The following is a 12,474-nucleotide window of genomic DNA, read 5'->3' on the forward strand; positions in this document are numbered from 1 at the left end:
TAAGTCACGTCCCCGCACGTCCATGAATATGAACGTGGTAGCGCAGTCGGTACCAGGCAGGGAGACGTACCTGGGGATCAGCAACACGGAGTACCTGTTGTTCTATCTCCTGGTCGCCATCACCATCTCGGTCTTCCTGTACGGCGCGTATCAGCGATTCAGCCGATACGCGGCGGGCGACGACGATCCGTTCCCCCGCGTGAACGATCTCCCGGGCCGCATCGTCGGCGCAACCAAGACCGTCATCTCGAACGAGAAGAACTTCAACAGGGACCTCTACGGCGGGCTGATGCACTCCTTTATCCTCTGGGGGTTCCTGACGCTGTTCATCGCGACGCTGATCATCGGTTTCGAACAGTACGGGACGTCGAAACTCATCGGCCTGTACTTCTGGCAGGGCGACTTCTATCTCGCCTACCAGTTCATGGTCGACGCGATGGGCCTGCTGTTCGTCGTCGGCATCGGGATGGCGATCTACCGGCGCTACTGGGTCCGTAACCACCGACTCTGGGGGCGTCACACCTCCAACGAAGACGACATCTTCATCTGGACGCTGTTCCTGCTCGGGGTCGGCGGCTTCCTCCTCGAGGGTGCTCGCATCTACGCCACCGGAATGCCCGAACACGAGGTCGTCAGCTTCGTCGGCTACGGCATCGCGATGGTGTTGCAGGCGATCGACCTGCCGACGCTCGGCCTCGCCGTCGAGGCGACCGAGGCCGGGGCCTACTACAGTTCGGCCGCACACTTCGGTATCAACGCCGAGACGCTCCACTGGCTGTTCTGGTGGTCACACTCGCTGCTGGCGCTGTTTTTCGTCGCGTGGATCCCCTACGCCAAGCCGTTCCACATGATCTCGTCGTTCGCGAACGTCGTCACGCGCGACGAGAAGGCCGGACAGCGCCTCCCGAACGTGCCCTCTGATCTGGACGCGACCAACGCCGAGTCCATCGACGATTTCACCTGGAAGGAAATCCTCGACCAGGACGCCTGTACCAAGTGTGGTCGCTGTTCGTCGGTCTGTCCCGCGAAGGCCTCCGACCGCCCGCTCGATCCGCGCAACGTCATCCTCGACCTGAAGAAGTACCGTGAGGAACTCGACGCCGGCGGCGAGGAGAAGGCGATCATCGCCGACGGCGGCACCTCGGTGATCGACACCGAGACGATGGAGTCCTGCATGGCCTGTATGGCCTGTATGGACGCCTGTCCCGTCGAGATCGAGCACCTCAAGAGCTTCACCAAGCTCAACCGCCAGATGACCGACCAGGGCGACGTCGCCCCCAGCATGCAGGACGTCTTCCAGAACGTCATGCAAAACGGCAACACCTTCGGCGACAGCCCGCGCAACCGCGGCGACTGGGCCGACGCCCTCGAGTTCGACGTCCCTGACGCCCGCGAGGAGGACGTCGACTACCTCTGGTACGTCGGCGACTTCCCGAGCTACGACGAGCGCAACAAGCAGGTCGCCCGGTCGCTGGCGACCATCCTCAAGGAGGCCGACGTCAGCTTCGGCATCCTCTTCGACGACGAGAAGTACGACGGCAACGACATTCGCCGCGTCGGCGAGGAACTGCTCTACGTCGAACTCGCCGGTCACCACGTCGAGACCTGGGAGGACTGCGAGTTCGACAAGATCGTCTGTACGGACCCCCACTCCTACAACACGTTCAAGAACGAGTATCCGGAGCTCAACTTCGACGAGTTCGCGGACGACCCGATGATGCCGTTCGAGTACGACGAGCAGTGGAACGCGGACGGCGAGATCGAGGTGCTCCACTGGACCCAGGCCGTCGAGGAACTCGTGAACGAGGGCAACCTCGACCTGAACGGCGACGAACTCGACTACACCGTCACCTACCACGACCCCTGTCACCTGGGCCGGTACAACGACGAGTACGAGGCCCCGCGCGAACTCATCCGCGCCACGGGCTGTGAACTCGACGAGATGCCCCGCAACCGCGACAACTCCTTCTGTTGTGGCGGCGGCGGTGGCGGCCTCTGGATGGACTTCGAGGAAGAGCCCAAACCCAGCGAGGAACGCATCCGCGAGGCGCTCGAGGACACCGACAACGGCCCCGACGTCGAGAAGTTCGTCGTCGCCTGCCCGATGTGCATGACGATGTACGAGGACGGCCGCAAGACCGGCGGCTACGAGGACGAGATCGAAATCGTCGACGTCGCCGAACTCATCGTCGAGGCGATCGACGCCGAGGACGAGGCGAAACTCGAAGTCGCCGCGGACTAACTCCGCGGACGAATCCGTTCGCTCGAGGGGACGCCGATCCGGCCTTTTTCACGATGAAATCGTTCTCGGATCGATGCGATCGACGAGTCCATCGAAGTCGTCGTCGAAACTGAGCACGGCGTCGATGTCGTTCGTTTCGACGATCGCAATCGTGCTCGCATCCGTGAAACTGAGCGAGTGATCCGCGTACGTTTCGAATACCTCGAGCGTCTTTTCGAACAGATCGGGCGTTATCGTCGTCAACTCGATCCGTTCCGGATACGCTCCTCGGCCGAGGATTCGCTGACCGAGCGTCCAGGCGTCGTCGTGACTACCGGTTCGTTTTCTCGTCAGAGTTATCGCCTCGTCGACGACGTAATCGCTCGTGTACGGCCGTCCGAACCGCCCTTCGAAGACGGCTCGCATCGCGTTCGATGCGGACTCGTGTCTCGCAGCGTCCGTGTCGTACTGAGCGAAGAAGACGCCAGTATCGATAACTACACTCATTCGTCGTATAACACGTCGTCGATGTCTGCTTCCGCCGTTTCGACGCCGGAGCTAACCGTCTCGGAAAGCCACTGGTCGATCTCCTCCGCTGACAGCGGTTCGAACTCGTCGCGGAACGAATCGATCAACTCGTCTTTCGACTCGTAGCTGTCGGTGACGATCCGTTCGAGCAGTTCCTGCTGGGTCACGTTCGTCCCGGTCTCGAGCCTGATCTCGGCCTGTAGCTCCTCGAGGCGGGATTTCGTCGCGTCCGTGACCTTGATCGAGGTGGCCATACCAGTAGTAGAGCCTTCTACTGGGAAAAACCTTCTTCCGGGAACCACAGCAGAGGGTGCGCTCGCGGCGCGCGGCGATGCTGTAACTCGAACTAGGTGTTTAAGCCCCGGGGAGTTGGAACGGTGGGCATGGACGAGATTACCATCACGACGACCGACTCGCTCGAGGGGCGAGAGATCACCGACTACTACGGCGTGGTCGCTGGCGAGGCGATCATCGGTGCCAACGTCGTCAGCGACATCGCCGCGGGCATCCGCGACGTCGTCGGCGGTCGGAGCGCCTCTTACGAGAAGAAGATCGCGAAGGGGCGCGAGGAGGCCAAGGCGGACGTTCGCGAGGAAGCACGCGAGGTGGGCGCGGACGCCGTCGTCGGCGCGTCGTTCGACTACGAGGAGATGGCCGAGGGGATGCTCTGGGTCAATATCTCGGGAACCGCCGTCAGGACGCGACGCGCGTAACCGGTAGATTCCACCCGGACCGACGACGCGGCCGCAGTCAGCTCAAACGAACGTTGTAGTTCCCGGATACTTTTTCTCGCCGGGTACCGTCGCCTTCGCCATGGATCGACTCGCGGGCAAACTCGTCCGCCGGTTCCGCGAGGAACCCGACGAGCCGAGCGTCGTCGGCCTCGAGGGCGAGGACGCCGACCAGGTGTTCGACGCCCTCGGCTCGGAGACCTCCCGGGCCGTCCTCGGGGCCTGCTACGAGGAGGGGCGAACCCGCTCGGAACTGGCCGACCTGCTCGAGACGAGCGTCCAGAACGTCGGCTACCACGTCGACAAACTCGAGTCCGCGGGGCTGCTCGAGGCGGTCGAGACCCGCTACGGGGAGAACGGCCGCGAGGTGACCGTCTACGAGCCGTCGAAGCGGGCGCTCGTGATCGCGGCGGGCGAACCGGGGGTCGTCGAGCGGATCGCCGCGGCGGTCGACCGGCTGTTCGCTCCCGTCGCGATCGTGGGGTTGCTCGCGCTGGTCGCCGGCGTCGTCGTCCGGGAGCCGGCAGGGATCGGCTTGCTCGCCGGCGACGAAGCGGGGGCGGCGGACGCGACTACCCGGAGCGCGACCGTCGTCTCGCCAGCCGTTACCGCCGCCGTGACGACGTTCCTGCTCGGACTGCTCGCGGTGCTCGCCGCGGATCGGCTCGGGGCGTTCGACCGTGATCGGGCACGGCTCAGCGCCGAGCGAAGCGGAGTGGCGAAGCGACTGCTCGGCCGTCGACCCGGTGTGACCCGCCGGTACGCCGCCTCGATCCTGGCCGGGACGCTCGCGGTGTTCCTCGTGCTCGACCTCGTCGCGGTCGGGACGGCCTACTGGCTGACGCTGCTCTCGTGGCTGCTGGTCCAGTGGGCGATCCCGGCCTGGCTGGTCGCGGCCGTCGTGGTCGCCGTCCGAAACGACGGGCTGCTGGTCAGCTGGGGAGTCGCGAGCACGCCGTTCGTCGGGATCTGGGGCTACCTCGTGGCCGGCGACGCCGTCAGGGGCGGCGTCAGTCAGACCCTGCTCGCGCTCGGTCCGGCCACCGTCGCGCTCGTCGCCATGCCGCTGGGATCGATCGCGTACCTCGTCGGTCGGTACGTCGCCCGGCGACGCCGGGACGCCGACCCGCTCTCGAGGCGGGCCGTCGCCCTGCTCGTGGCTCACCCGCTCGCAGCCGTCGCGATCCTGGTCGTCTGGTTCGGATAGGTACGCCTCCGATGTGTGATGCGGCGGTTGCGTGGACCGATCCGTTCGCCGGCAGTGAGGGTCGTGTTTCGTGGCGGCCGCTCGAAACGGGATCGCCGACCGGTTACGGGTCTCGATTCTCGTCCGCCACCTCCTCGAGACGTTCTAGCTCACGCCGCGCTTCGGGTGACCGGCGGTGTTGCGGCGACGTGATCGCCTCGCCCGAGCCCTCGATGCGCTCGTCGGGATCGTCGACGGCGACCCACTCGTGCACGCGAGCGAAAAGCGATCGGAGCATATTCGATTCTACCGTGGCCAGCGGCAAAAGTGTACGCTACCGAACCAGTTCTGTCGATCGATCGCACTCGAGTTCGATCGTCGGTAGAACGCCTTCGAACCGGTGAGCGCTGACGGCCCTACTCGAGGTGGATGGCCGGCCGGAACGGCTGGGCCTGGCTCGCCTTCCCGTCGGGATCGACGGGGTCGCCGTCCTCGGCATACACCTCGACGTCGGCGTCGAACTCGCGGGCGAGGAAGTCGGCGGCCTCCTCGTAGACCGCGCGCTCGTCGATCTCCGAGAGGGTCGCGAGCGTCTCGTCGTCGCGCTCGCGGACGAACGAGACGAGGTCGCCGACGAGCTGGTTGACGGCGTCGCCCTTCTCGCGCAGCTCGTCGTTCTGCATCACTTCGCCCATCACCTGCCCCTGGTTCGGGCCGACGTCGATTACGGTATCGAGGACGTCACGCTTCCAGTCGGCCGCCACGTACAGGCGGATCGTCTCGGGATCGGTGTCGGTGACGTCGACGATGTCGCGCACGTCCTCTAAGACGTCCTCGACCAGGCTCTCCTGGGCGACGACCGCCCGATCCTCGAACTCCGGCACGGGCTCGGGCCACGGGACGTCCTCGGCGGGTTCGCCCGTGAGCCGCTCGTGAAGTTCGTTCGCCATGAACGGGATAAAGGGAGCCAGCAGCCGCAGCCGCGTCTCGAGCACCGTCCGGAGCGTCCACCGGGAACCCGGCCGATCGAGGTCGGCGCGCCGTCGGTACCACTTGAGGTGCTCCTCGAAGCGGTAGAAGGCGTGCTGGCTGGCGGTGCGGGTCTCGAAGCGCTCCATGGCGTCCGTCACGTCCCGAACGGTCTCCTGCAGTTGGGCGAGCAGCCAGCGGTCGATCGTCTCGAGGTCCCGCTCGCCTTCGGGAGCCTCAATAACGTCGATCGCACGGTTCCAGAACCGCTCTAGCTGGTCGCGGGTCGAGCCGACCTCGTCGGCCCGCCAGTCGAAGTCCTGCCACGGCTCGGAGCTGTTGAGCAGGAAAAAGCGCACGGTGTCGGCACCGTACTCCTCGATGGCCTCGTCGGGGAGGACGACGTGGCCCTTCGAGGAGCTCATCTTCTCGCCCTCGAGCAGGCCCATCCCCATGCTGGTGATGCCCTGGGGCCACTGCTCCTCCTCGAAGAGTTCGGCGTGGTGGTAGAGGAAGAAGGTCAGGTGGTTCGAGATCAGGTCGTTGGCCGAGCACCGGTAGTCCACGGGGTACCAGTAGTCCCACTCCTCGCGCAGCTCCAGCGCGCGCTCGTCGGGGTTGTCGACGGCGTCCGCGCCGTAGAACAGCGTGTCGAAGAAGTCCTTGTCCATCGCTTCCGGTGGGACGTCCTCCAGCCGGTGGGCGATGGTGTAGTAGGACATGTAGATCGTCGAGTCCGAGAGGGGTTCGATGACGAACTCGTCGTCCCATGGCAGCCGCGTTCCCAGACCGTAGTTGCGGATGCAGGGCCACTCCTCGAGCCAGTCGACGGTGTGGGTGTACTGCTCGCGGGTGGTCTCCGGGATCGCGTCCAGGTTCTCGATCGCCCGCAGGACCTTCTCGCTCCACGCTTCGTCGTTGTACCGCAAGAACCACGTCTCCTGCTCGGAGACCTCGACGTCGCCGCCGCAGCGACAGACGACCTCTTCCGCGAAGTCGTACATCGAGTCGAACGCGCCCTGGCTCTGGTAGTGGGCTTTCAGTTCGTCGCGGACGTCCTCGATCACTTCGCCGGCGAACTCGCCGTACTCCTCGATGAGTTCGCCCTGGTGGAACTCCCGATTGTAGAGTTCCTGGGTGGCCTCCTCCAGGGCGGGATCGTTCGCCGAGTCGACGCCGTGCTCCTCGACGGCGTCGCGGGCGGGGAACTCGCCGTAGCCCTCGATGGTGAGGATCGCCCGGGGCTCGATCGCGCGCACCTCGTCGGGATCGACGCCGTACTCGGTCAGGTCGTCGGCCCGCGCTTTGGCCTCCTCGAGGGCGACCCAGTCGTCCGGCGAGTGGGCCGGGACGGACATCACGACGCCGGTCGCGTTGTCGGTGTCGACGAAGTCGGCGGGGATGATCAGGATCTCCTCGCCGGTGACGGGGTTCGTGACGTGCTCGCCGACCAGCTCGGCCCCCTCGAAGGTCTCCTCGACGCTGACGTCGCGGGCCTGCAGGTCGAACTTCTCGGTGGCTTCTTCGGAGACGATCCACTCCTCCCCGTCGACGATCGCGCGGGCGTAGGTCGCGTCGGGGTCGACGTAGGCGTTGGTCACCCCGCGGACAGTCTCGGGGCGGAGGGTGGCCATCGGATAGATCGTCCCGTCGTCCTCGGCTCGCGGTTCCGTCCCGTCACCGCTCGCTCGTTCCGCGTCGCGTTGCGACGCGCGGAACTTGATGAGGGTGTACTCCTGGTACTCGGCGTCCTCGCCCTCGAGCAGGTCGTGGGTCGTGACCGGCTGCTCCTCGTTCGTACAGTAGTTGACCGGGTGCAGCCCCTTCTCGAGCAGGCCGCGCTCCTTGAGGGTCTCGTACTGCCAGGTGATGAACTTCGAGTAGCGCTCGTCGTTCGTCGTGAACTCGCGACGCCAGTCGATCGAGAGGCCGAGCTGGCGCATCCCCTGCTTGTAGTGGTTCTCGATGAAGTGGCGGGCGAAGCCCATCGGGGTCTCGAGCTCCTCGAGGGTGTCCTCGGGGACGTTGTAGGTGTCCCGCAGAACCGACAGCTGCTCCTCTTCACCTTTCTTGAGCCGTTCGACGGCACCGATGATCGGCGTGCCCGTAACGTGCCAGCCGATCGGGAAGAGGACGTTATCGCCCTGCTGGCGTCGATACCGGGCGTAGACGTCCGGGACGGTGTAGGTTCGGGCGTGCCCGATGTGCATCCCGCCGCTGGGATAGGGGTAGGGGACCGTCACGAACGTCGCGTCTCGCGGTTCCTCATCGTCACCGCTCGACCGATTCGAGGCGCGTCGCGCCTCGCCGGCCTCGTCGTCGCGGCCGTCGGGGTCGGCCTCGTACCGCCCCGACTCGGCCCAGCGCTCGCGCCACTCGGCCTCGAGTTCCTGCGGGTCGTAGCTCATACCCCCTCGTTGTGTCGGCTCCGGTAAAAGCACTCCCACATCGGGCGATACGAACCGGTGGCGATAGTGGCGGCCGCGCGCAACGGAACGGGTCGCCGCGACGGGAGCGGTCGCGACCGGCCGCGCCATCGCGTCACTCGATGTCGATCTCTTTGGACTCCTCGCCGCCGCCGACCTTCGGCAGGCGGACCGTCAGGACGCCGTTCTCGTAGCCGGCCGAGACCGAATCCTCCTCGACGGGTTCCGGGAGCCGGATCCGACGGTTGGCCGTCGTCTTGCTGCGCTCGCGGCGGACGTACTGGCCCTCGTAGTGTTCCTCGCTCTCGGCTTTGCTCGCCTCGAGGCGGAGCGTGCCGTCAGAGAGGGTCAGTTCGATGTCGTCGGTCTCGTAGCCGGGGAGGTCGGCCGTGACGACGTACTCCTCGCCGGTGTCGACGACGTCGACGGGGACCGACCCCGGGACCTGGAGGCCGCCGCCCATCCCTTGCTCCACCTGCTGGCTCAGCCGATCGAGTACGTTCTCGAACTCGTCGAACGGGTTCCCTCGCATATCGTTCCGTAGGGCCTGGATCGGGATAAATCTGCCCGCGACGGACGGTCACAATGAACGGCGGCGTCACTCCGGCAGCGAGACCAGTCCCGCGTCCAGCGCGTCGAACAGCACCTCGCGGGCGTGGCCGTCCGGATCGACGTTCTCGTAGACCGCCTGCACCTCGCCGTCGGCGAGGACGAACGTCGTCCGGGCGGTCGGTCCGTCGCCGCCCCGTCGCTCGACGTCGAAGGCCGCGGCCACCTCGCCGTCGGGGTCGGCCAGCAGGTCGAACTCGAGGCCCTCCTGCTCGCAGAAGGCCGCGTGGGAGTCGACGTCGTCGACCGAGACGCCGTAGACCGAGACGCCGGCGTCGCGGTAGCTCTCGAGTTCGCGCTGGAACTGGCTGGCCTCGGTCGTACAGCCGGGCGTGTCGTCCTTCGGGTAGAAGTAGAGCACGGTTGGCTCGTCGAACGCGAGCGTGACCGTCTCGTCGTCCTGATTCCGTGCGGTGACCGTCGGCGCGTCCGTACCCTCCTCGAGTGACATACGGGAGCGTACTGCGAACGCGCGGAAACGGCTTTCGGTGGCCGACGGGCTAGGCCGACGCCCACTCGAGGGCGGCCTCGAGGTCGTCGAAGCTCTCGACGTCCGCGCCGTCGACCTCGACCTGCGATTTGACCGCCATCGCGGCGATCCCGCTGGAGACGAAGCCGATCCGGTCGACGCCGGTGTACTCGCCGTTGGCGGACCACGCCTCGCCCATGTACTCCTGGGTTTCCTTGGGCAGGGTCGTCGCGTCGCCGAAGACGGCGAGGGTCGCCTCGACGTCCGGTCGACTCCCTCGCTCTCGGTAGTGTTCGCTGGCCGCCTCGAGGTCCTCGTCGGCGAACCCCTGCCAGCCCTTCATGAACCAGATGCCCACCGAACCGCGTTTCTCGAAGTCCCACTCGTACTCGGCCGGATCGGGAACGTCCCGTGTCGTTGCCATACCCCACAGCAACGACCATCGGTACATAAACGGTCTTCCCAACGCGAGGGAACCGGCCGGTCTCGATACGTGTTCCCGCCGGCCGTCACTCCACGACGTGTTCCGTATCGTAGGAGCCGAGCCGTCGCACCCAGCCGTCCGCGGCGAGGGCCTCGATCTCCTCGAGGGCTTCCTGCGTCCGGGTTTCGTACAGTCCGGCTTCGATGTCGATGTGGAAGACGTAGTCGCCGAGTCGCTGCCCGCTCGGCCGGGACTCGACGCGGGCCATGTTGATGTCCCGTTCGGCGAACGGCTCGAGCATCTCGAGCAGCAATCCGGGATAGTCGACGTCGGGATAGACGACGATCGAGGTCTTGCCGCCACCCTCGGATCGTTCGCTGGCGGGCGCGAGCGCGAAAAAGCGCGTCGCGTTCGAATCCTGGTCCTGGATGTCCTCGGCGAGTACCTCGAGGCCGTTCCCGCCGTCGGCGTTCGCGGGGTGGCCGATCCCCGCGACGGAGGGATCCTCGCGGGCGAACTCGACGCCCTGGGCCGTGCTGGCGACGGCCTCGAGCGTGGCGTCGGGGTACTCCTGCTCGAGGTAGGTCCGACACTGGGCGAGCGCCTGGGAGTGGCTGGCGACCGTGTCGAATTCCTCACCCTGAGCGAGCAACGCGTGGCGAATGGGGGTGACGATCTCGCGGACGACGGCGACGTCGTACTCCGCGAGGGCGTCGAGGCTCTCGGTGACGGAGCCCTCGATACTGTTCTCGATGGGGATCACGCCGCGGTCGTACTCGCCGGCCGCGACGGCGTCGACGATCGAGGTGACCGACTGCCGAAACGCGATCGCGTCGCCGTCGGCGATCGCACGCGCCGCCCGGTGTGAGTAGGTTCCTTCGGGCCCGAGTGTGACTGCAGCCATCGTCCCCTCGTAGCGGCGAGACCGTCAAAAGACCGTCGGGTTCCCTGCCGGTCGCTCTCCCGGGTGAAGGCACCGAAACGAACGGTCGAGTTCGATTCATGCCAGCGGTTCGAGATACCGTCTGGCGTCGATCGACGACATAATAGCTGGCGAACACGACCAGAGTTCGGTGTGTGAATACGGGCATTCGTGAACGCACTTGTACTGAGAACGGAGGGATCGTTCCAGACCGCACTCATTACTAGGTTGATAGACACGTCGAACTCGTCCCGTTTCGGCGATAACAGTTATCTGCATCCCTGACAGTCGCTTCACCTAGCCGACGCCTGCCGTCACGACGGTGGGCTCACTCGGGCAGGGCTACGATGGTACTCGAAACGTTCACTCCGAATCGGTTACGCGAGCAGTACAGTGCGAAAATCGCCGCGATGGTCGGGATCGTCATGGGCGTCACCCTCTTCATCGCGGTCATACTGGGGAGACACGCCGTGACGGGACCGGCCGAGGAGGCCCAGGCACGGGCGATCGCGTCCATCACCGGGCTGGTCGTCGTGTTCCTGATGAACCTCGGCCTCCTGGGGATCGTCCTCGGGGGCAACGTCTCGCTGTCGCTTCGCCGGCTCAGCCGGCGCACCGAACGGATCGGTGAGGGCGAGTTCGACGTCGACCTCGAGTCCGACCGCATCGACGAGATCGGCCGGCTCTACGGCTCGATCGAGGAGATGCGCGACTCCCTAGAGGAGACCCTCGAGGACCTCGAGGAGGAACAACAGCGCGCCCAGCAGGCCCAGCAGGAGGCAGAAGAGCGGGCCGAAGAACTCGAGGAGGAGCGCGAACGCGTCCAGCAGACGCGCGAGAAAGTCGAACGGCAGAACGAGCGTCTGGTCGCCGAAGCCGAACGCTTCTCCGAGGTCATGGACGCCTGTGCAGAGGGCGATCTGAGCCGGCGACTCGAACCGCAGGTCGAGGACGAGGCGATCGAAGCGATCGCCACGTCGTTCAACGAGATGCTCGACCGGATGGGCGAGACCATCGCCCAGGTTCAGACCTCGGTCGACACCGTCGAGTCGATCTCGGTCGAACTCGAGGACTCGAGCCAGCAGATCAAGACGGCTAGCGAGGACGTCGCCGAGTCCGTCCAGGAGATCGCCGACGGTGCCGCCGAGCAGTCGGGCAACTTGGACGACGCGGCCGGCGAGGTCAGCGAACTCTCGGCGGCGACCGAGGAGGTCGCCTCGACGACCAACGAGATCGCCGATCAGTCCCAGCAGGTGTCCGAACTCACCGACGACGGACAGGAACTCGCGGGCGAGGCGGCCGAGACGATCGACGAACTGGCCGACAAGACCGAGACCGTCGTGAAGACGGCCGACGAACTCTCCCGGGAGACCGAACAGATCGAGGAGATCATCGCCCTGATCGACGACATCGCCGACCAGACGAACCTGCTGGCACTGAACGCGTCGATCGAGGCGGCGACCGCCGGTGACGCCGGCAGCGGGTTCGCCGTCGTCGCCGACGAGATCAAATCGCTCGCCGAGGAGACGATGGACGCCGTCGACGACATCGAGGCGACCCTCGAGTCGATCCGGGAACGCACCCAGACGACGGCCGACGAGATCTCGGAAGTCGACGACAACATGGAGACGACGGCCGCGATCGTCGACGACCTCGAGTCGCGTCTGGAGACGGTCTCGAACGAGATGGACGCCGTCGACGCGAGCATCCAGCAGATCGCACAGACGAGCGACGATCAGGCCGACTCCGCACAGGAACTGTCGGTGATCGTCGACGACGTCGCCGACGTCGCCGACGAGACGAGCAACACGGCCCAGCAGGCCGCGGCGGCCTCCGAAGAGACGAGCGCGACGATCGATACGGTCTCGCAGACCGCGAGGGATCTCGGCGAGAACGCCGAGGACCTGAAACGGTTGATCGACGAGTTCACGCTCGCAGAGGACGGACGGGCGGATCCGACCGCCGCGGGCAGCGTGGGGGGTGACTGAC

The 12,474-nt window shown here is 65.9% G+C and carries 12 protein-coding genes; 4 read left to right on the top strand and 8 right to left on the bottom strand.

Translation table 11 applies throughout. From position 1 onward, the window contains the following. The first annotated feature begins 28 nt into the window (after window positions 1-28). Window positions 29-2,242, top strand: coding sequence for a heterodisulfide reductase-related iron-sulfur binding cluster (locus TX79_RS18535; RefSeq protein WP_049929274.1), 2,214 nt, complete (start codon window positions 29-31; stop codon window positions 2,240-2,242). A gap of 48 nt (window positions 2,243-2,290) precedes the next feature. On the opposite strand, the gene TX79_RS18540 is transcribed toward TX79_RS18535, so the two are convergent. Continuing rightward, window positions 2,291-2,728, bottom strand: coding sequence for a type II toxin-antitoxin system VapC family toxin (locus TX79_RS18540; protein WP_049929139.1), 438 nt, complete (start codon window positions 2,726-2,728; stop codon window positions 2,291-2,293). Next, complete coding sequence (locus TX79_RS18545; protein WP_049929141.1) at window positions 2,725-3,003, bottom strand: hypothetical protein; 279 nt, start codon at window positions 3,001-3,003, stop codon at window positions 2,725-2,727. Before TX79_RS18545 ends, TX79_RS18540 begins: the two co-directional genes overlap by 4 nt. Window positions 3,004-3,132: 129 nt before the next feature. On the opposite strand from TX79_RS18545, the gene TX79_RS18550 reads away from it, so the two are divergent. Both TX79_RS18550 and TX79_RS18555 read left to right on the top strand, forming a co-directional pair. Beyond that, the gene (locus TX79_RS18550; protein WP_049929142.1) at window positions 3,133-3,462 is read left to right on the top strand and encodes a YbjQ family protein; all 330 of its coding nucleotides are present in this window, start codon (window positions 3,133-3,135) and stop codon (window positions 3,460-3,462) included. A 100-nt stretch (window positions 3,463-3,562) separates the two neighbouring features. Then, entirely contained in the window at window positions 3,563-4,687 is a 1,125-nt protein-coding gene (locus TX79_RS18555) for an ArsR/SmtB family transcription factor (protein WP_049929143.1), read from the top strand. 103 nt (window positions 4,688-4,790) lie between these two features. Here the strand turns inward: TX79_RS18555 and TX79_RS19785 are convergent, their stop codons facing one another. The 6 genes from TX79_RS19785 to pheA all read right to left on the bottom strand — a co-directional run bounded on the left by TX79_RS19785 (window position 4,791) and on the right by pheA (window position 10,467). After that, window positions 4,791-4,964, bottom strand: coding sequence for a hypothetical protein (locus tag TX79_RS19785; protein WP_195892536.1), 174 nt, complete (start codon window positions 4,962-4,964; stop codon window positions 4,791-4,793). A gap of 118 nt (window positions 4,965-5,082) precedes the next feature. Then, complete coding sequence (gene leuS, locus TX79_RS18560; RefSeq protein WP_049929144.1) at window positions 5,083-8,043, bottom strand: leucine--tRNA ligase; 2,961 nt, start codon at window positions 8,041-8,043, stop codon at window positions 5,083-5,085. 133 nt (window positions 8,044-8,176) lie between these two features. Beyond that, entirely contained in the window at window positions 8,177-8,593 is a 417-nt protein-coding gene (locus TX79_RS18565; protein ID WP_049929146.1) for an Hsp20/alpha crystallin family protein, read from the bottom strand. 66 nt (window positions 8,594-8,659) lie between these two features. Further along, window positions 8,660-9,121, bottom strand: coding sequence for a peroxiredoxin (locus TX79_RS18570; protein WP_049929148.1), 462 nt, complete (start codon window positions 9,119-9,121; stop codon window positions 8,660-8,662). Between the two features lie 49 nt (window positions 9,122-9,170). After that, on the bottom strand, window positions 9,171-9,563 hold the full coding sequence (locus TX79_RS18575; RefSeq protein ID WP_049929149.1) for a hypothetical protein: 393 nt from the start codon (window positions 9,561-9,563) through the stop codon (window positions 9,171-9,173). A gap of 85 nt (window positions 9,564-9,648) precedes the next feature. Next, the gene (gene pheA, locus TX79_RS18580) at window positions 9,649-10,467 is read right to left on the bottom strand and encodes a prephenate dehydratase (RefSeq protein WP_049929150.1); all 819 of its coding nucleotides are present in this window, start codon (window positions 10,465-10,467) and stop codon (window positions 9,649-9,651) included. Between the two features lie 365 nt (window positions 10,468-10,832). Between pheA and TX79_RS18585 the strand changes: the two genes are divergently transcribed. After that, entirely contained in the window at window positions 10,833-12,473 is a 1,641-nt protein-coding gene (locus TX79_RS18585) for a methyl-accepting chemotaxis protein (protein WP_049929152.1), read from the top strand. Window position 12,474: the final 1 nt, after the last annotated feature.

It is taken from the genome of Halopiger goleimassiliensis, from assembly GCF_000455345.1.
Taxonomy (GTDB): Archaea; Halobacteriota; Halobacteria; order Halobacteriales; family Natrialbaceae; genus Halopiger_A; species Halopiger_A goleimassiliensis.